This is a genomic window from Trichococcus ilyis, assembly GCF_900109135.1.
Taxonomy (GTDB): Bacteria; Bacillota; Bacilli; order Lactobacillales; family Aerococcaceae; genus Trichococcus; species Trichococcus ilyis.
The window spans coordinates 42,896-61,523 of sequence record NZ_FNYT01000010.1 but is presented as its reverse complement, the minus strand read 5'-3'; the positions used below and the strand labels follow the sequence as shown (position 1 = coordinate 61,523).

20 protein-coding genes are annotated in these 18,628 nt (G+C 48.9%); all 20 read left to right on the top strand.

The genetic code is table 11. From position 1 onward, the window contains the following. Positions 1-43: 43 nt before the first annotated feature. The 20 genes from BMX58_RS06585 to ftsA all read left to right on the top strand — a co-directional run bounded on the left by BMX58_RS06585 (position 44) and on the right by ftsA (position 18,599). On the top strand, positions 44-670 hold the full coding sequence (locus BMX58_RS06585; RefSeq protein WP_068623280.1) for a nicotinate-nucleotide adenylyltransferase: 627 nt from the start codon (positions 44-46) through the stop codon (positions 668-670). Beyond that, entirely contained in the window at positions 657-1,274 is a 618-nt protein-coding gene (yqeK, locus tag BMX58_RS06580; RefSeq protein ID WP_068623244.1) for a bis(5'-nucleosyl)-tetraphosphatase (symmetrical) YqeK, read from the top strand. The genes BMX58_RS06585 and yqeK overlap by 14 nt, the downstream gene beginning before the upstream one ends. Next, positions 1,271-1,636 carry a ribosome silencing factor gene (gene rsfS, locus BMX58_RS06575; RefSeq protein ID WP_068623243.1) on the top strand — a complete coding sequence of 122 codons (366 nt, stop codon included), beginning with the start codon at positions 1,271-1,273 and terminating at the stop codon, positions 1,634-1,636. The genes yqeK and rsfS overlap by 4 nt, the downstream gene beginning before the upstream one ends. Then, positions 1,633-2,376 carry a class I SAM-dependent DNA methyltransferase gene (locus BMX58_RS06570; RefSeq protein WP_068623242.1) on the top strand — a complete coding sequence of 248 codons (744 nt, stop codon included), beginning with the start codon at positions 1,633-1,635 and terminating at the stop codon, positions 2,374-2,376. The genes rsfS and BMX58_RS06570 overlap by 4 nt, the downstream gene beginning before the upstream one ends. 32 nt (positions 2,377-2,408) lie before the next feature. After that, positions 2,409-3,626, top strand: coding sequence for a nucleotidyltransferase (locus BMX58_RS06565; protein ID WP_068623241.1), 1,218 nt, complete (start codon positions 2,409-2,411; stop codon positions 3,624-3,626). 141 nt (positions 3,627-3,767) lie between these two features. After that, a complete protein-coding gene (locus BMX58_RS06560; RefSeq protein WP_068623240.1) occupies positions 3,768-4,985 on the top strand; it encodes a carboxylate--amine ligase in 1,218 nt (405 codons plus the stop codon). 42 nt (positions 4,986-5,027) lie between these two features. Next, on the top strand, positions 5,028-5,732 hold the full coding sequence (locus tag BMX58_RS06555) for an aspartate/glutamate racemase family protein (protein ID WP_068623239.1): 705 nt from the start codon (positions 5,028-5,030) through the stop codon (positions 5,730-5,732). Between the two features lie 94 nt (positions 5,733-5,826). Beyond that, positions 5,827-6,384 carry a YceD family protein gene (locus BMX58_RS06550; RefSeq protein WP_068623238.1) on the top strand — a complete coding sequence of 186 codons (558 nt, stop codon included), beginning with the start codon at positions 5,827-5,829 and terminating at the stop codon, positions 6,382-6,384. 59 nt (positions 6,385-6,443) lie between these two features. Continuing rightward, on the top strand, positions 6,444-6,623 hold the full coding sequence (gene rpmF, locus BMX58_RS06545) for a 50S ribosomal protein L32 (RefSeq protein ID WP_084253942.1): 180 nt from the start codon (positions 6,444-6,446) through the stop codon (positions 6,621-6,623). A 150-nt stretch (positions 6,624-6,773) separates the two neighbouring features. Next, on the top strand, positions 6,774-7,151 hold the full coding sequence (locus tag BMX58_RS06540) for a DUF3397 family protein (protein ID WP_068623237.1): 378 nt from the start codon (positions 6,774-6,776) through the stop codon (positions 7,149-7,151). A gap of 30 nt (positions 7,152-7,181) precedes the next feature. After that, positions 7,182-8,198, top strand: coding sequence for an LTA glycolipid anchor biosynthesis glycosyltransferase, IagA/BgsA family (locus BMX58_RS06535; RefSeq protein ID WP_068623236.1), 1,017 nt, complete (start codon positions 7,182-7,184; stop codon positions 8,196-8,198). A gap of 281 nt (positions 8,199-8,479) precedes the next feature. Then, positions 8,480-8,911 (top strand): division/cell wall cluster transcriptional repressor MraZ, encoded by a 432-nt coding sequence (gene mraZ, locus BMX58_RS06530; protein ID WP_068623235.1) that lies wholly within the window; start codon positions 8,480-8,482, stop codon positions 8,909-8,911. A 7-nt stretch (positions 8,912-8,918) separates the two neighbouring features. Then, entirely contained in the window at positions 8,919-9,869 is a 951-nt protein-coding gene (gene rsmH, locus BMX58_RS06525) for a 16S rRNA (cytosine(1402)-N(4))-methyltransferase RsmH (protein ID WP_068623234.1), read from the top strand. A 105-nt stretch (positions 9,870-9,974) separates the two neighbouring features. After that, a complete protein-coding gene (gene ftsL / locus BMX58_RS06520; RefSeq protein ID WP_068623233.1) occupies positions 9,975-10,355 on the top strand; it encodes a cell division protein FtsL in 381 nt (126 codons plus the stop codon). Then, on the top strand, positions 10,352-12,511 hold the full coding sequence (locus tag BMX58_RS06515; protein WP_068623232.1) for a penicillin-binding protein: 2,160 nt from the start codon (positions 10,352-10,354) through the stop codon (positions 12,509-12,511). Before ftsL ends, BMX58_RS06515 begins: the two co-directional genes overlap by 4 nt. 71 nt (positions 12,512-12,582) lie before the next feature. After that, on the top strand, positions 12,583-13,548 hold the full coding sequence (gene mraY / locus BMX58_RS06510; protein ID WP_068623231.1) for a phospho-N-acetylmuramoyl-pentapeptide-transferase: 966 nt from the start codon (positions 12,583-12,585) through the stop codon (positions 13,546-13,548). Positions 13,549-13,566: 18 nt separating this feature from the next. Continuing rightward, positions 13,567-14,952, top strand: coding sequence for a UDP-N-acetylmuramoyl-L-alanine--D-glutamate ligase (gene murD, locus BMX58_RS06505; protein WP_068623230.1), 1,386 nt, complete (start codon positions 13,567-13,569; stop codon positions 14,950-14,952). 2 nt (positions 14,953-14,954) lie between these two features. Continuing rightward, positions 14,955-16,070, top strand: a complete 1,116-nt coding sequence (gene murG, locus BMX58_RS06500; RefSeq protein ID WP_275425221.1) for an undecaprenyldiphospho-muramoylpentapeptide beta-N-acetylglucosaminyltransferase — start codon at positions 14,955-14,957, stop codon at positions 16,068-16,070. A gap of 18 nt (positions 16,071-16,088) precedes the next feature. Further along, positions 16,089-17,030: a cell division protein FtsQ/DivIB gene (locus BMX58_RS06495; protein ID WP_084253941.1), complete on the top strand. Its 942-nt coding sequence runs from the start codon at positions 16,089-16,091 to the stop codon at positions 17,028-17,030. A gap of 252 nt (positions 17,031-17,282) precedes the next feature. Next, positions 17,283-18,599 (top strand): cell division protein FtsA, encoded by a 1,317-nt coding sequence (gene ftsA / locus BMX58_RS06490; RefSeq protein WP_068623229.1) that lies wholly within the window; start codon positions 17,283-17,285, stop codon positions 18,597-18,599. Positions 18,600-18,628 lie beyond the last annotated feature (29 nt).

Sequence of the window (18,628 nt, the reverse complement as noted above, 5' to 3'; positions counted from 1 at the left end):
AAAATTGATCACAACTTTAAATTTGATCGGACAAACGGATTATATGATCATTGAAGAAACGGAAGTCGAGACACAGATCGCATTCCAGGACCGGAAGCGCATCGGCATCATGGGGGGCACCTTCAATCCGCCGCATCTAGGGCATCTGATTGTTGCGCAGCAGGTTGGGGAGCAACTCGGGCTGGACAAGATTTATTTCATGCCCGATGCCGAACCGCCTCATGTCGACGAAAAGCCATCAATCCCGGCCAAACACCGCGAGTCGATGGTGCGGTTGTCCATCGCCGGCAATCCGTTGTTCGACATCGAAACGATCGAATTGGAGCGGGGGGGCAAGAGCTTCACGATCGATACGATGAAGTTTTTGACGGCCATGCATCCGGATACCGATTATTACTTCATCATCGGCGGAGATATGGTCGAATATTTGCCGAAATGGGAACGCATCGATGAGTTGGTGCAGCTTGTGCAGTTCGTTGGCGTTGCCAGGCCCGGCTATGGACGGGAGAGCCTTTATCCGATCATTTGGGTCGATGCGCCGCTGATTGACATCAGTTCGACGGAAATCCGCAAGATGGTCAAGACCGGCCGTTCGATCCGCTATCTGGTGAAAGAGGACGTCAAAGATTACATTCTGAAAGAAGGACTCTATCTCGATGACGAAGACTGAACTTGCATACACGGGTATCTACACAAATTGGGCGCGGGAAGCTGTCTTGGCTGAAGTGGAAAAGCAGATGAAGCCATCGCGTTTCCAGCACGTGCTGCGGGTCGAGGCTTGTGCCATCCGTCTGGCGGAAAAATACGGCGCATCGTTGGAGGCCTGCTCTTTGGCCGCAATCCTGCACGACTATGCGAAGGAACATGATGCCCAAAGCCTGAAGGCGATCGTCCTGTCCCAAGGGATGGACCGCGAAATGATCGGATACGGCAGCGAAATCATGCATGGGCCCGTCGGCGCTTATTATGCCGAAACGCTGTTCGGGATCACGGATGAAGCGATCCTCGAAGCGATCCGCCAGCATACTATCGGTGGCGAAACGATGACCCTGATCGGCAAAGTCCTGTTCATTGCCGATTACATCGAATCGGGCCGAACGTTCAAAGGTGTTGATGAAGCCAGAAGGCTGGCGGAAATCAGCCTGGAAGAGGCTGCTTATTTTAAAATAGAAAAAACAATCATCCATCTGGTGAAGAAAGAACTGCCGATTTATCCCGGCACGATCTATGTCTACAACAGTTGGATCCAAAGAAAAGTGGGGAAATCAGAATGAATTTGAAAAGCGAAGAATTATTGGAATTAGTAGTCAAAGCGGCAGATGACAAATTGGCGCAGGATATCATGGCATTGGATGTACGCGGTCTGACATCGATCGGCGATTATTTCGTCGTCATGAACGGCCGCAACGAAAAGCAAGTCGCGGCCATCGTTGAAGCGATCGTGGAAGCTGTGCACAAAAACAAGGGCGAAGTCAAGAATGTCGAAGGCAAGGACTCCGGCAAATGGACATTGATCGATCTGAACGACGTCATCGTGCATGTATTCAACCATGAGGAGCGCGGCTACTACAATATCGAAAAATTATGGAGCGATGCGCCGATGGTCGACATCTCAGGGATGGTCACCGAGCAATGAGCTACGACATCTTTGCCCATTACTATGATGAAATAATGGACCAGTCTGTCTACGACAGCTGGCTTCTTTATGTTGAAAAATACACGGCCGGAAAATCCGGATTGAACATTATGGAATTGGCTTGCGGCACAGGGAAGATTGCCGTTGAGTTGGCGAAAAAAGGCCATCAGGTGACCGGTGTCGACCTTTCGGACGAAATGCTCAGCCTTGCGTACAATCGCATGCAGGAAGAAAGCGTTCGGCTGGCGTTGGCGGTTGGGGATATGCGTTCCTTGGAGCCGATGGGGGATTTTGACGTGGTGACGTGCTTCTCCGATTCGCTTTGCTACATGTCCGACGAAAACGAAGTGGCGCAAGTGTTCCAAAGCGTGAACCGAAATCTCGGCGACGGCGGCGTGTTTTTGTTCGATGTGCATTCGCTGCATCAAGTGAATAACGTTTTTCCGGGGTATCAGTACATCTACCAGGATGAAGAGGGCGCTTTCCTCTGGGAGAGTTTCGCCGGCGATGCCGAGAACAGCGTCGAGCACGATTTGACTTTCTTTGTGGACTCGCCGGGGAATCCGGGATTGTTTGAGCGGCACACGGAATACCATCGCGAACGCACATATCCGTTGGACGTTTATCAGCGGATCCTTGCAGAGACTGGATTCACGGATATTGCGGTGACGGCGGAATTCGGGGTTTCTGAAGTGCGTGAAGACAGTCCGCGCTGGTTTTTTGCCTGCAGAAAAGCCTAGGCAACCAGATCTGAAGCAAAGGGGGCATTTCGATGAAAGCGTGTGGAGTAATCGCAGAATACAATCCGTTCCACAATGGGCACCGCTATCAATTGGCGGAAGCTAGGCGGATGACCAACAGCGATGTCATGGTTGTCGCCATGAGCGGCAACTTCGTCCAACGGGGCGCACCCGCTCTGTTGGATAAATGGACGCGTGCAGAAATCGCTTTGCGGAACGGAGCGGACATTATCGTCGAGCTGCCCGTGTTGGGAAGTGTGCAGGCGGCCGATCTGTTCGCGAAAGCCGGCGTCCGCCTGCTGCAGGCGATGCAGTGCGACGCCTTCGCGTTCGGCGCCGAAACGGGAACGTCAGCGGATTTCATCGCGCATAACCGCTTGCTGCGCGAACACGAAGCGGATATCGATCGGATTTTTCAGACTTACCGAAATGATGGCAGAACCTATGCTGCGCAACTGGAAACGGCCATTGCCGAAGTCTTGCGCCCACAAGGTTCTGCCCTTTCCTTTACGACTCCAAACAATCAACTCGGACTGGCTTATGTCAGAGAAAACGAGCAATTCCCGGAGCCGATGGAAACGGCTGTCGTGCCCAGAAAAGGTGCCGGCCACCACGACGATGAATCTGCGGATCAGGAGTTCGCGAGCGGCACCGCTATCCGCGAATGGGCCCTCCACCGGCGGAAAGAAACCGGTCAGCGGGACTTGGGGAAGTTTGTTCCGAAAGAGACGTCTGAGGCGCTGCGGGTGCGCCCGCTGCTTGACTGGGATCCGTATTGGGGAATGCTGCAGCATCAGCTCGTACTTTTGTCGCATGCGGAACTGCGGAGCATTTATCAGGTGGAAGAGGGCATCGAATACAGGCTGAAGAAAGAGGCCGAGGATGCGCTTGACTTCACGGCCTTCATCCGGCGTATGAAGACGAAGCGCTGGACATGGGCCAGGCTGCAACGGATGTGCACCTATATTTTGCTGGGGATAACCAAGGCGGAAGCGGAAGCTTTCCAGGAAAAAGCCGGCACAATCCGATTGCTTGGATTTACTGAAGCCGGCAGACGCTATCTGAATGCCTTGAAAAAAAACACCGAGACCCCGATCGTCACGAAATTACGTGAGCCGCATACAGCGGATCTGCAGCTGGAAATCCGGAGTGACCGCATCTACCGCTTGGGGGCCGTGGCGACTTTGGAGGAGCAGAATTTCACCCGCTCGCTCATCTACCTCCGAAATGGCCTGCAGGATCCGTGCTGACCCTTTTGGTAAATTTATGAAAACTTTAATGTAAAATCGCAAGAAGCGTTTGACTGACTACATCCAAAGAAATATAATGGATAGGTTAATAGATGCTAGAGCCGTTATTATTCGGTTTTAGGCACTAAGGAGGACAATCGCATGAGTGAAGAAGCCAACTCCGTCAGTTTCGTTCCCGTAATCGTAGGGGGGAACAGAGGAGCTTATAGTCTGGCTAGAGCTTTTTATGAGGCGTACCAAGTTAAAACGAATATCATCAGCCCGATGATCATAGGCCCTATCGGCAATTCCCGAATCATCAAGCATTACATCCAACCGGGAATCGATGACCTGGATCATTTTTTTGAAACCATCCAACAAATCGGCCGCGACTATCCGAACATGAAAAAAATCATCTTCGGTGCGGACGACCGCTATGCGGAGCTGTTGATCCGCACGAAAGACCGCTTCAGTGACGATTGGATCGTTCCGTATGTGGATGAGGCTGTTTTCCTGCGGGCGACAAACAAGGAAAGCTTTTACTCGATCTGTGAAAAAGCGGGCGTCCCTTATCCAAAGACCTTGGTCATGGACGAATTTTCGCTGGATTTGCCGTTCGAGTTTCCGATCATCATCAAGCCTTCGAATGCCATCATGTACCAAGGGCTGCATTTCGACGGCAAGGAAAAAGTCTTCATCGGCCGGGATGAAAAGGATCTGGAGCGCATTTATCATTTAGTGCGCGAAAACGGCTATACGGATAATCTGATCCTGCAGGAATATGTTCCCGGCGACGATACCTATCTTGGCGTCGTGACGGTCTACACATCGCCGCGGGACAAGGAGATCAAGCTGATTGCATTCGGGCAAATCCTCTTGGAGGATCACACGCCATCCGCCATCGGGAATCATCTGACGATCTGGGCCCGAGAAGAAAAGAAAATTGTCGCTTCCGTTCAAAAACTGATTGCTGAAACCGAGTTTTACGGGTTTTCCAATTTTGACGTGAAGTACGACAAACGCAAGGATGACTATGTCTTCTTCGAACTGAACGGGCGTCTGGGCGTCAGCAACTACTATGTGACGGCGAGCGGCAATAATGTCGCGAAGTACTATGTTGAGGATTGCATCGCCAAGAAGAAGCTTGGCTTGACCATCAACAAGAACGAAGCTTTGTTCAATATGACGCCGAAGAATCTTCTGCTGAAATATGTAGATTCCGATGCGCTGAGAAAAAAAGTGAAAGAGCTCTACAAAGAAGGCAAAGTTGTGCACCCTTTGGATGCGCCTTTCGAAGTCAGCCCAAAAAGAAAGTTCTATGTGTTGGCTTCCAAATTCAACTACTACAAAAAATTCAGAGAACATCCGCCAGAGGAATAACCTGAATCGAGAAACAAAACGGGAAATGAGGGATGAGAAAGGATGAAAAAATTTTTTGGTATTCTCGGAGGAATGGGAACGCTGGCGACGACAAATTTTCTTGTTGAAATGAACAAGCGCCATTTCCCCGAAAACGACCAGGATTATTTCAATTACATTCTGATGAATCACGCTGACATTCCCGACCGCACGGAATACATCTTGGATCCGACCAAGCCGAACCCAGTCGATGCTGTGATAGAAGATGTCCACATGTTGAATCTGCTTCGGCCGGAATTCATCATCATGCCCTGCAATACGATCCATTATTTCTTCGATGATATCCAAAAGGAAACGGATATTCCTATTTTGAATATGATCGATCTTACGGTCGACTACATCGCCGAACATTATCAAGGCGCAAAAAAAGTCGGTTTATTCGCCACTGAAGGAACACATCAGAGCCGGATCTATGAAAATCGTCTGGTCGAGAATGGTTATCAGGTGGTTTTGCCGGACAGAGAATTACAAGACAAGATCAATAAAATGATTTATTATTACATCAAAGAAAGATCTCATTTATTTTTCCCTTTGTATTACGAAATATTGGAAGATTTCAAAAATTGCGGTGCGGATATTGTGCTGTTGGGTTGCACGGAAGTTTCATTGATGAACAGTGAGGATAAGGAACAACGCTATCCGGTCGTCGATGCAGAAAAGGTGCTTTTGGACAAAACGATCGCATTGGCCAAAGAATTAAAAGCGTAAAAAAACGTTTTCCTTTTTTGATGTAAAGGAAAATACATTGACAAAGGTTTTTTTCACTAGTATAATTCAATTTGTTATTTTAGGGGTGATGGAAATGAAGTGGCCATTAAAAGAATTACAAGAACATCGTGGTGAACCGCACTATTTCTCCCGGACGATAGACCGGAAAAGTTCATTGATGCAGAGAAATAATGAAATCCTAGCAGTGTCGCCGATCAAGGCGGAAGGTTTCTTATTATACGAAAATCATTCTGTGCTTGCCAATTTCCGAATCGATCTAACGATTACCCTGCCTTCGTCAAGGTCGTTGGAACCAGTGGATGTACCTATGCAAATAGCGATCGAAGAAGTGTACACCGAAAATGAATCGCTCTACCTCGAACAGGATAACCCTGTGGAAGTCGTGTTGCCGCTTGAGGGTGATGAAGTGGATCTTGTTCCCGCTATCGAGGACAATATCCTGCTGAATCTGCCTCTGCAAGTCTACACGCCGGAAGAGTTGGAATCCGATGAAATGCCGAGTGGCGCTGACTGGGAAGTTGTTTCCGAAGAAACTTTCGCAAGGAAGAGACAAGAGGAAAAATCCGATCAGATCGATCCGCGATTAGCTGGTCTGAAGGCCCTATTAGAAGACGAAGAAAAAACAGAGTGAAATTTTTGACGCTGATTTGTTAACTGAATCCAGCGATTAATACAGGGAGGTGTAAGGAAATGGCAGTACCTAAAAGAAGAACATCTAAAGCGAGAAAAGCAAAAAGACGTACGCACTTCAAATTAGCGATTCCAGGCTTGAACGCATGCCCTAACTGTGGCGAATTGAAAAAGAGCCACCACGTTTGTGCATCATGCGGTCACTATGATGGAGAAGCAGTTGTTGAAAAACAAAACTAATCATGAAATGCTATCCGCAATTCCAGTCAGCAGAATGAACGTTCTGCTGGCTTTTTTTGTTTTCTTTTTTCTGGGAGGCACAAATCGCCGGAATGAGGTAAAATGAACGTACGCGGCTTGAATGCCATATTTTCGTAAAGGAGCTTCGGAATGCAAAAATTCCATTATCTTGAAATTTTGTTTTATGTTTTTCCGGTTTTAGAAATGATTCTGATCAATAAATTTTTCCGGCCATATCTCAGGTACAAACAGATCATCCAATTGACGGTGGCGGATGTCGTGCTGCCGTTTTTGTTGGTTGGCATCCATATCCTGAGCGTCTACAGTTTGACCTATTCGCTTTTGCCGCACTTCCTCTTGGCAGCCTGCGTTGCGGGGCTGCTGCAGACGCTGTATTTCGACAGGCGGAAAAAGGGGCATCAGCCAAAAAGGTTTTATCGTTATTTCATCAAAATACTCTTTTTGATGGCGCTGATTTTTTATTATCTGTTGGTGCTTTTGCGCATTTATTTCCTCGTGAGGGGATAGTCCGAAATCTGAAGAAGGGAGGCCACTATCATGAAAGTATTGCTGTACTCCGAAGGTATGAAATACATCGGGAAATCCGGTTTGGGCAGAGCGATCGAGCACCAAAAAAAGGCGCTCACACTGGAAGGAATCGATTTTACGACGGATTTCCAGGACGATTTTGATCTGATGCACATCAACACCTACTTCGGACAATCCTATCGTCTCTTGCACAAAGTCAAAAAACTGGGCAAACCAATCGTTTACCACGCCCATTCCACAAAAGAGGATTTCCAGAATTCCTTCATCTTCTCCAATGCGGCGGCACCGTTGTTCAGCAAGTGGATCCTGCACTGCTACAGCCATGGCGATGTGGTCTTGACGCCTACCCCGTATTCGAAACGGTTGCTGCAGCAGGCGGGTCTGGGAAAACCGATCATTCCGATATCAAACGGCATCGATCTGTCGTTTTATCGGTCGAACAAGGAAATGGGGGCGGCATTCCGCAATAAATACGGCTATACGGAAGCTGACAAGATCGTCATGTCTGTCGGTCTTTACATCAAACGGAAAGGGATCCTTGATTTTGTCGCTTTGGCCAAAGCCCTGCCTGCCTACCAGTTCATCTGGTTCGGCTACCTGAATCTCCGTCAAGTTCCGCGGGAAATCCGTGAAGCGGTAGCGACAAAATTGCCCAATCTGAAATTTGCCGGTTATGTGGCTCCCGATGAGCTCCGCAATGCATACTGCGGTGCTGATTTGTTTTTCTTTCCGACGTATGAAGAAACTGAAGGGATCGTCCTGCTGGAGGCACTTGCGATGGGGCAGGAAATTCTGGTCCGGGATATCCCGATTTATGAAGATGATTTGATTGATGGTAAACATGTCTACAAAGGGAGGACGAACGACGAGTTCAGGAGGATGATCAGCGGAATCCTGGAAGGCGAGTTGCCTTCTTTGAAGGCTGCAGGACAGGAACGCGTGCGCCAAAAGGATCTTAGCTGCATCGGTTCGGAATTGCGTAACGCCTATGAAACAGCCGTTGAATTGCATAAGGCTGACAAGTGACGCGCATCCGGGCCGCAACCAAAAGGATCCGTTGGGCAGATCCCCCACTTTCACCAAATTCATTCCGAACGGATCGGTTTGATTAGATTTATTCGGTGCTGGCCCTATGATATCCCGTTTTTGCGTTCGGCAAACTGAGAGATGATAACTAAAAACAAATTGGTTTCGATTATTCATCGAAGCCAATTTGTTTTTTTTATGAATTGTTCGGGAAAATGTGGTAGAAAGTGGGGGGATGTGGTAGACTGAAAACATATTTAAAGGTGGGGGCGAGTGTCTTTATGTTGATGGGCGAATTCAAACACAATGTGGACGCTAAAGGCCGATTGATCATGCCAGCTAAGTTTCGCGAAGAATTAGGCGAAACGTTCATCATCACCCGCGGGTTGGACGGCTGTTTGTTCGGCTATCCGTTAAGCCAATGGGAACTGCTCCAAGAGAAATTGAAACAATTGCCTCTTGCCAAAAAAGATGCGCGCGCTTTTACCCGTTTTTTCTACTCAGCCGCCATGGAAGCGGAATTGGACAAACAAGGGCGCATCAATATACCCCAAACATTACTGGATTATGCGAAAATTGAAAAAGAATGCCGAATTGTCGGTGTATCCGACCGGATAGAAATATGGAGCAATGAGAAATGGGAGGCATTTGCTGATGAGGCGGCCGAAAACTTCGAAGATATTGCCGAAACGATGATTGATTTTGGATTGTAGGTGTAAAATGGAAAAATTTGAACATTATAGCGTATTACTAAAAGAGTCCATTGATGGTTTGGACATCAAACCAAATGGGATTTATGTCGACTGCACTTTAGGGGGCGCCGGACACAGCAGCGTGATTTTATCAAAATTGAATGAACAGGGGCATCTGTACGCCTTCGATCAAGACCGCATCGCGATCGAAAACGCGGAGGCGGAGCTGGCGTCCTATATCGAAAAAGGCATGGTGACACTCATCAAGGCCAATTTCCGGAACATCAAAGAAGAATTGGAAAAACGCGGCGTTTTTGGCGTCGACGGCATCCTGTACGATTTGGGTGTGTCCTCCCCGCAACTGGACCAGGCGGAACGCGGGTTCAGTTACCGCTACGATGCACCGCTTGATATGCGTATGGACCAAGAACAGGAATTGACGGCCCGCATCATTGTGAATGAATGGCCATTTGCCGAACTTGTGAAGATCTTTTACCGATACGGCGAAGAGAAATTCTCCAAGCAAATCGCCCGCAAAATCGAAAGCCTCCGCGAAACCAAACCGATCGAGACGACAGGCGAACTGGTCGAAATCATCAAGGACTGCATTCCGGCGCCTGCCAGAAGAAAAGGCGGCCACCCGGCTAAGCGCATTTTCCAAGCTTTGCGCATCGCTGTCAACGATGAATTGGCGGCAATCGAAGATTCGATCGAGGACGGCCTGAAAATGCTGAACGTCGGAGGCCGCATGAGCGTCATCTCCTTCCAATCCTTGGAAGATCGGATCGTCAAGATCCTTTTCAAAGAAGCCAGCTCGAAAGAGGAAGGCCTGCCTTTATTGCCGATCCTTCCCTCAGAATATGAAGCGGACTACAAGTTGATCAGCCGGAAACCGATTTTGCCGGATGAGGTGGAATTAAGCGAGAATTCGCGTTCCCAAAGCGCGAAATTGCGCATCATCGAAAGAGTCAAAAAATAAACAAGAGCAAGTGGAGCGCCTGAGCTCTGTGTCTCAAGATCACCAGTCGGAACCAATCAATTGTGCTGTAGCCGCGCGATTGATTTTGGGGGAGGAGAGGATTAAGTGGCATTACCTGAATATAGAGCGGCGATTGCGGAACCGGCATTGCCGAAAGAACGGAAAGAAGCCAGTAAAGGCCAGGCTGGACCGAAAGGCTACAGGGCCGTTAAAGATAAATATGCAAAAGTCGAAAAATTTGCCATCACCATCACTGTTCTATGTGCATTGGTCGTGCTGCTGTCATCACTCGCTACCCAAGTGACCCTCTCCAATCAGAACAGAGCATTGCAGGACTTGCAAAACGAGAGCGTTGCGATCGGATTGGAAAACCAGAACCTGGAACAAGAGGTCCAGGAGCTCTCGAGATACGACCGCATCATAGAAATAGCAAAAGAACTCGGCCTGAAAATGAATGAAGCAAACGTTAGGAATGTTACGCGATGAAAACAAAAGCTAATCCTCAAAATAACCGAAACAAAATGACTCGCATCATGGTTGGTTTGACTGGTTTACTATTTCTTGTATTTATGTTTCGTTTTTCTATGATCATGATCACCAAGAAGGTAAATGGCGAGAATCTAAGCGAGCATGTTAATAACTTATATACCAGAAGTAGTATCCTTGCCGCAAAAAGAGGAACCATCTATGACATAGGTGGGAATCCCATTGCCTTGGATGCTACTTCTTATTCGTTGGTGGCTGTTTTGACCGATGAATGGAGTGAAGATAAGGGAAATCCGAATCATGTCGTCGACAAGGAAAAAACAGCTGAAGCCCTGGCGCAATACATCAGCATGAGCAAAGAAGAAATCTTGACCATCCTGGAGCAAGAAGGCTTGAAACAAGTCGAATTCGGCAGTGCAGGGACAAACCTGAATTATGCGACCAAAGCCAACATCGAAGCGGAAAAACTTCCCGGGATCACATTCGAGGAAACGCCGTCCAGACTTTATCCGAATGGGATTTTTGCTTCCCATCTCGTCGGCTTTGCACAAAGTTCAGTCAGCGAAGAGGAAGCAGACACGAATGAAGAAAAGAAACTGGTCGGCATGATGGGGATAGAATCCTTGTATGACGACGAATTGGACGGCAGTGACGGTGAAATCAGTTATCAGGAGGATTCCAACGGATACAGGATTCCGGGTACCCAGATTCAGAAAGCGGAACCGATCGAAGGCGACAATCTTTACCTGACACTCGACAGCCGCCTTCAGATCTATCTGGAAAGCTTGATGTCGCAAGTGTACGCAGAGGCTGAACCGGAATCGATGACAGCCATGCTGGTCAATCCGGAAACCGGCGCAATCCTGGCGGCTTCCCAACGGCCCACCTTCAATGCCACGACCAAAGAAGGCATTGATGCTCAGTGGCAGAATCTGCTGGTGGAGGATACTTACGAACCGGGTTCCACATTCAAAATCTTGACTTTAGCGGCAGCCGTGAACGAGGGCGTGTTCAGCCCCTTTGCGACTTATGCTTCCGGCAGTGTGGAAGTCGAGGGTGGAACCATCCGTGACTACAACAAAGAAGGCTGGGGAAACATCACTTACCTGGAAGGGTTGGCCCGCTCCAGTAACGTGGCTTTCGTAAAACTGGTGCAAACGATGGGCTACGACGTGTGGGAATCTTACATGAAGGCCTTCGGCATCGGCAAATCGACCGATTCAGGGCTGGAAAACGAAGCGGCCGGAAATTACAGCTATACATATCCGATTGAAAAGGCAAATACGGCATTCGGCCAAGGGGTAACGGTCACGCCTTACCAATTGATGCAGGCCTTTACGGCAATCGCCAATGAAGGGACCATGATGAAGCTGAACTATTTGGATCGCACGGAAGATCCGAATACGGGCGAAGTCACCATTGTCGAGCCGGAAGAAGTCGGTTCTCCAATCACGGCAGAAACCGCGCAAACGGTGCTGACTTACCTGAAGGAAGTCGTCTACAACGAGAATGGGTCCGGCCAAGCTTATCAGATTGAGGGAACCGATATCGCCGCCAAAACAGGTACCGCAGAAGTGGTGAATTCCACGACTGGACAGTATTATACTGGCTATTCCAATTACCTTTACTCGGTAGTCGGATTCGCTCCAGCGGACGATCCTAGCTACATTCTTTATTTGACTCTGAAACGGCCTGCAAATCTGGACAGCCTGAACGGCTCCAAGTATCTGTCGGAAATATTCAATCCTTTCATGACAAGGGCAATCGAGTATGACAACCTGAATACGGAAGTGACCGGCGATGTCAACCAGGCATCGATGCCGGAGGTGACAAATTTATCCAAAGATGAAGCATTGGCGGCCCTGACTGCGGTCGGCTACAATGACACCGCGATCATCGGCAGCGGCAGCCGGATCGTCCAGCAATACCCATACGCCGGAACCCAGACGATCACGAACCAGAAAACGATCCTCATGACGGAAGGCGCGATGACGATGCCCGATGTCTACGGCTGGTCAAAAGACGATGTGCTGAAGGTTTCGGAAATTGCGGGCATCAACTTCACTTTCGAAGGCGAAGGTTATGTTGTATTCCAGAGTCTCGAAACAGGATCCATCCTGAACGCGGCAACTGAAGTCAAGGTCATTTTGGAGTAAATGTTCACTAGTATCACGCACGCTCGTATCACACATTCAAAACGTAAAACACCTAATTAGGAGGAAATCATATGCATTGGACAGAAATGCTGCTGCCTTTATCGATCAGCTTTGCCATCACAATCAGCATGATGCCAATCTTCATCGGCTATTTTAAAGTGAAACAATTCGGACAAGTCACCAGAGAGGAAGGCCCGAAATGGCATCAAGTGAAAAGTGGCACCCCGACGATGGGAGGAGTCGTGTTCATCATCGCTGCGATCCTGACAGTGATCGGCACCTCGGTATGGAAAGAAGTCCTCACCGTAAAACTGGCGATGCTGCTGTTCGTATTGTTGTTTTTTGCGGCGATCGGCTTTTTGGATGATTTTCTGAAAATATTCAAGAAACAAAACGAAGGGCTGACTTCGAAGCAAAAGTTCCTTGCGCAGTTGGTCGGATCTTTCATTTTTGTGACGTTGTTCTTTTTATCGGGGTCGGATCCTCTGATCACACTCCCATTCTTTGGACAGATCGAGAACTGGCTGCTGTTCGCTGCCTTTACGATCATCTGGATCACCGGTTTTTCGAATGCTGTGAACCTGACTGATGGATTGGATGGGTTAGTCGCGGGAACGGCAGGAATCGCCTATACGGCGTACGGCATTTTGGCTTACCTTCAAGGGCAAGTGGAAGTGCTGGTGTTTTGCATCGCAATCGTCGGCGGTCTGATCGGTTTCTTCTTTTTCAACAAAAAGCCGGCAAAAATCTTTATGGGCGATGTCGGCTCGTTGGCATTGGGAGCGGGGCTGGCTGTTGTATCGTTGGCATTGCATCTGGAGTGGTCCTTGTTGCTGATCGGGCTTGTCTTCGTCATCGAAACGGCCAGCGTCATGCTGCAGGTTGGCTCCTTCAAGTTGCGCGGCAAACGCATCTTCAAGATGTCGCCGATTCACCATCATTTCGAAATGAGCGGGTGGAGCGAATGGCGCGTTGTCCTGACTTTTTGGGCGGTCGGTCTGAGCTCCGCACTTTTGGCCCTATGGTTGCTTGTCTAATTGAAGGGAGAGAAACACATGAAAACAAATAATCGGTTCGAAAACAAAAAAGTATTGGTGCTCGGTTTGGCACTCAGCGGAATGAACGCGGCCAAACTGCTCCTGGAACTGGGCGCAATGGTCACGGTCAATGATGCGAAGGAGCTGGCCGACAATCCGGATGCGAAGGAATTGATTTCATCCGGCATCAAAGTCATCGCCGGATCCCATCCAATCGAATTGTTGGATGAATCATTCTCCTTCATGGTCAAAAATCCGGGCATTCCGTACAACAATCCGATGGTCAAACGGGCGCTTGAATTGGGCATCCCTGTTTTGACGGAAGTCGAGTTGGCAGCTGAGATTCTGGAAGGCCGCCTGATCGGTGTGACAGGCACAAACGGAAAGACCACGACTACGACAATGATTACGGATTTGTTGAATGCGGGCAGAAAAATAGGCAAAGCCTATAAAGCAGGAAATATCGGCGTGCCCGCATCGGCAGTGGCGCGCACAGCGACTGCCGATGACGATGTCGTGATGGAGCTGTCCAGCTTCCAATTGATGGGCATCGAAGCGATGCGGCCTGCCATTGCCGTCATCACGAACATCACGGAAGCGCACCTGGACTATCATGGGGATCGGAAAGAATACGTCAAAGCGAAGTGGCGCATAACCGAAAACCAAACGGCGGACGATCATCTTGTCCTGAATTGGGATCAAGCGGAATTGCGTGAATTGGCGCAACATTCGAAAGCCCGAATCGTTCCATTTTCACGCACACAGGTGTTGAATGATGGGGCATATGCGAGTGAAGGGTCGCTGTATTTCAAGGGCGAAAAGGTGATGGACATCGCTGATTTGAGGGTTCCCGGCGAACACAATATCGAGAATGCATTGGCTGCCGTTGCCGTAGCGAAACTTTGCGGCGTGAGCAATGCCGCTATCGTCTCGGCCTTCCATCTCTTTTATGGCGTCGAGCATCGAATCCAATTCGTATCCGAACTGAACGGCAGAAAATTCTACAACGATTCGAAAGCAACAAACATCCTTGCGACCAAAACAGCTCTGAGCAGTTTCCGCACGCCTGTCATTCTGTTGGCGGGAGGCCTGGATCGCGGGAACAGTTTCGATGAGCTCGTTCCTTTCTTGGGTAACGTGAAGACGCTGATTGTCTTCGGGGAGACTGCGGATAAGCTGAAGGATGCCGGAGAAAAGGCCGGAATCAAAGAAATTGTTGTGACCGACAATGTCGCAAGTGCGGTTCCGATCAGTTATCAGTACAGCGAGGAAGGCGACACAATTCTGCTGTCTCCGGCTTGCGCAAGTTGGGATCAATACAAGAATTTCGAAGTGCGCGGTAAAGCGTTCACGGATGCGGTCGTTTCCTTGGTCAAGGCAACAAGTGAGGAGGAAGGGTCTTAAGCATGACCCATAAACTTATGAGAATAGTATTATCCGGCGGCGGGACGGGTGGGCATATCTATCCGGCTTTAGCCCTGATGAACCGAATCAAAGAAAAATATCCTGACAGTGAATTCCTTTACGTGGGCACGGAGCGCGGTCTGGAAAGCACGATTGTACCGAAAGCCGGCGTTGCTTTCAGATCCGTCAAGATCCAGGGTCTGCGCCGGAGCCTGTCGCCCGAGAACCTCAAGACCGTCTACTTGATGTTCAAGAGCATTTCGGACTCGAAGAAAATCATCAAAGCATTCAAACCGGATGTCGTAATCGGGACAGGCGGCTACGTTTGTGCACCGGTCCTCTACGCTGCATCCAAACTAGGCATTCCGGCGATCATCCATGAACAGAATTCGGTCGCTGGCGTCACCAATAAATTTTTGAGCCGATTTGTGGACCGCATCTGCATTTGCTTCGAGGATGCCCGCGCAGATTTCGCCGCTTATCCGGAAAAGATTGTCTTCACCGGCAACCCCCGAGCGCAGGAAGTCGCCTCTTTGAAGGAAAGTGCCGACCTGAAAGAGTATGGATTGAAGGAGGATTTGCCTACTGTCCTGATTTTCGGGGGCAGCCGCGGAGCGGCAAAACTGAATCAATCCTTCGTATCAGCCTATCCGCTCTTCAAGAACAAACCGTACCAAGTGCTGTTGGCTACCGGCGAAGTCCATTATGAAAAGGTGGAGCAGCAAATAAGCGCACTTCCGGACCGGTTGGACAACATCCGGATTTTGCCCTATGTCCATGACATGCCGAAGCTTTTCAAGCGGACCGATCTGATCGTATCCCGCAGCGGTGCGACCACATTGACGGAAGTGATGGCTCTGGGCTTGCCGAGTATCCTGATCCCAAGCCCTTATGTGACGAATAACCATCAACAAAAAAATGCGGAAAGCTTGGTGAAGAATAGGGCAGCCGAAATGATCCTCGAGAAGGATCTGCAGGCACAAACCTTGTTCGAAGCCATCGACAATCTGATGATGCATGAAGCGGCGCGCAAAGAAATGGCTTTCCAGGCAAAACGGATGGGCATAACGGACGCTTCAGACCGGATCATCGAAGTCATCATGGATTTGAGGAAGTAAGGAAGGGAGGGCGGCCAGATGGTTTTCGGAAAAATCCGACAAAGGCTGAACAGGAAGAGTTCGACTGAAGGGACTCCTTGGCAACGCGCGGCTGCTGAGTTGGAAAGGCAGCGTCAGGAACAGGGAGAGCAACCGGCAACAAAGATTTCCGGCCTGCAACGTTTCCTGGAAGTGAGAAGGTCGAATCGGAAAAGAAGAAAGGATCTTCCCGAAGCCAGCAAAGATGAAAAGCAGCCGGGTTATTTCGTTTGGTATCTCGTTTTCTTGACAGGCGCGACCGCTTGCGGCTTTCTGATTTCCCCCTACGGAAAGGTCAAGGACATCTATGTGGAAGGGGCAGAAGCTGTACCGGAACAGAGCATCATCGATGCCAGTCACATCACCGGGAAAGTGACCGCTTTGGGGGCAGTCTGGGATGACGAAAAAATCGATGCGTTCGTCACCAATGCCTTACCGCAAATCAGAAAGGCGGAAGTGACGCTGCGCGGTTTGAATGATGTCACGATCCACGTCACGGAACACGAAACGATTGCCTATGTTTATTCAGAAGGCAGTTACTATAATGTTTTGGAAAATGGAACGGTGGCGAATACGGAACTGAAGGTCCCGATCGGCAACAATCCGATCATCACAAGTTTCGAAATGAATCAGAATCTGGATGATCTGCTCGAACAATACATGCAATTGACGGACAGTGTCCAGAACAGCATTTCCGAAATCAAATACACCGGAACGGAAGAAAACCCCTATGCGATCACGGTATACATGAACGACGGCAATGAAGTGAGAGCCATCCTGCCCTCATTCGCCGAGAAGATACTGTATTACCCGGATATCGTGAGCCAGTTGGGTGAAGCCAAAGGAGTCATCGACCTTGAAGTCGGCGTTTACTTTACTCCTTTTGCACCAACAACGGAAGCTGCGTCCGTTCCGGCCGATTCCGCCGTTCAACCGGAATGAGTCGGGAAAATCAAGATTGACTTGCAGTCAATCCTTGAACAATGATTTCGATCATTGTTGAGGGATTGAAGAAGTTTTATCAGACTTCCTTCTGATAGAATTATTTGTAAAAATCTTCGTAAATGAAGAGTTATTATGATAAAATGATAAGGTATAGCTTTCTGGCATCACGCATCGACAACCGATGGATTTTTCGGAGCAATGCGGATGTTTACACAAGCCATTATGTCAAACGGAGGTTTCAATAAAACCATGAAGAATTCAGGAATATACGTCAGTCTAGATATTGGAACCACTTCAATAAAAGTAGTAGTAGCAGAATATGTGAAAGATCAAATGAACATTATTGGAGTCGGGAATGAAATTTCCAAAGGTCTTAGCCGGGGCGTCATCGTTGATATCGATGAAACGGTCGAATCGATCCGCAGTGCAGTCAGTCAAGCTGAAAGGAAAGCCAATATTCAGATTTCCAACGTCATCGTAGGCATACCAAGCAATCAAATCAGCATCGAACCTTGCCACGGGATGTATGCAGTCTCAAGCGAAAACAAGGAAATAACCGACAAGGATGTCCAGAACGTCTTTGCTGCGGCAAAAGTCCGTTCGGTGCCGCCGGAAAGAGAAATCATTTCCGTCATCCCCGAAGAGTTCATCGTGGATGGGTTCGACGGCATCAGGGATCCGCGAGGCATGATCGGTGTCCGTCTCGAACTGTACGCAAGCATGATCACGGGTCCAAAAACGATCATCCATAACATCAAGCGTTGTGTGGAGAAAGCGGGTCTGCAGATCGAAGATATGGTTGTGCAGCCATTAGCCATTTCAAGCGTAGCCATGAACAAAGGCGAGCGTGACTTCGGGACCATCCTTATCGACATGGGCGGCGGCCAAACGAGCGCGTCTGTCATGCATGACGATCAATTGAAATTTTCGTTTGTCGATCCCGAGGGCGGCGACCTGGTGACCAAGGACATTTCCATCATTTTGAATACAACATTGGAGAACGCGGAACGCGTAAAACGTGAATACGGCTACGCCATTTCCGAGGACACATCCGATGAGGAGTTTTTCCCTGTCGAAACGATCGGAAAAGAAGAACCGGTGAAAGTCGATGAGAAATATCTGTCCGAAATCATCGAAGCCCGCCTGGTGCAAATCTTCGAAAACATCAAACGCGCCTTGGACAAAGTCGAAGCGCGCGATCTTCCCGGCGGCATCATTCTGACCGGAGGCGCAGCGGCCTTGCCGGGTGTAGTCGATTTGGCGAAAGAAATTTTCGAAATCAACGTCAAACTGTACATTCCGGAACAGATGGGAATGCGCAATCCGATTTACGCCACTAGCATCGGACTGATCAAATATGTGGCCGGTCTGGATGACATTTACCGCGTTGCCAAAGGGAAAGTGCAGTCGGCAGGCAAAGTGATCCCAATGCAATCCAAAGTTGCAAAACAACCGCCAGTCGTAGAAGAGCCGGCCTTCGAAAACGAGACCTATGCTGATGAGGTCCATTATGAAGAAAGCCTGGTCGGGAAATTGAAACGCTGGTTCAATAATTTATTTGAATAATCACACTGAACATAAAAGAATGGTATGAA

Coding starts and splice junctions, on each gene's coding strand:
- rsmH (WP_068623234.1), top strand. CDS start 8,919: ATGGAAAAATTTGAACATTATAGCGTATTACTAAAAGAGTCCATTGAT.
- BMX58_RS06495 (WP_084253941.1), top strand. CDS start 16,089: ATGGTTTTCGGAAAAATCCGACAAAGGCTGAACAGGAAGAGTTCGACT.
- ftsA (WP_068623229.1), top strand. CDS start 17,283: ATGAAGAATTCAGGAATATACGTCAGTCTAGATATTGGAACCACTTCA.
- yqeK (WP_068623244.1), top strand. CDS start 657: ATGACGAAGACTGAACTTGCATACACGGGTATCTACACAAATTGGGCG.
- BMX58_RS06540 (WP_068623237.1), top strand. CDS start 6,774: ATGCAAAAATTCCATTATCTTGAAATTTTGTTTTATGTTTTTCCGGTT.
- rpmF (WP_084253942.1), top strand. CDS start 6,444: ATGGCAGTACCTAAAAGAAGAACATCTAAAGCGAGAAAAGCAAAAAGA.
- murG (WP_275425221.1), top strand. CDS start 14,955: ATGACCCATAAACTTATGAGAATAGTATTATCCGGCGGCGGGACGGGT.
- BMX58_RS06555 (WP_068623239.1), top strand. CDS start 5,028: ATGAAAAAATTTTTTGGTATTCTCGGAGGAATGGGAACGCTGGCGACG.
- BMX58_RS06565 (WP_068623241.1), top strand. CDS start 2,409: ATGAAAGCGTGTGGAGTAATCGCAGAATACAATCCGTTCCACAATGGG.
- BMX58_RS06570 (WP_068623242.1), top strand. CDS start 1,633: ATGAGCTACGACATCTTTGCCCATTACTATGATGAAATAATGGACCAG.
- mraY (WP_068623231.1), top strand. CDS start 12,583: ATGCATTGGACAGAAATGCTGCTGCCTTTATCGATCAGCTTTGCCATC.
- BMX58_RS06535 (WP_068623236.1), top strand. CDS start 7,182: ATGAAAGTATTGCTGTACTCCGAAGGTATGAAATACATCGGGAAATCC.
- murD (WP_068623230.1), top strand. CDS start 13,567: ATGAAAACAAATAATCGGTTCGAAAACAAAAAAGTATTGGTGCTCGGT.
- BMX58_RS06560 (WP_068623240.1), top strand. CDS start 3,768: ATGAGTGAAGAAGCCAACTCCGTCAGTTTCGTTCCCGTAATCGTAGGG.
- rsfS (WP_068623243.1), top strand. CDS start 1,271: ATGAATTTGAAAAGCGAAGAATTATTGGAATTAGTAGTCAAAGCGGCA.
- BMX58_RS06585 (WP_068623280.1), top strand. CDS start 44: ATGATCATTGAAGAAACGGAAGTCGAGACACAGATCGCATTCCAGGAC.
- BMX58_RS06550 (WP_068623238.1), top strand. CDS start 5,827: ATGAAGTGGCCATTAAAAGAATTACAAGAACATCGTGGTGAACCGCAC.
- BMX58_RS06515 (WP_068623232.1), top strand. CDS start 10,352: ATGAAAACAAAAGCTAATCCTCAAAATAACCGAAACAAAATGACTCGC.
- mraZ (WP_068623235.1), top strand. CDS start 8,480: ATGTTGATGGGCGAATTCAAACACAATGTGGACGCTAAAGGCCGATTG.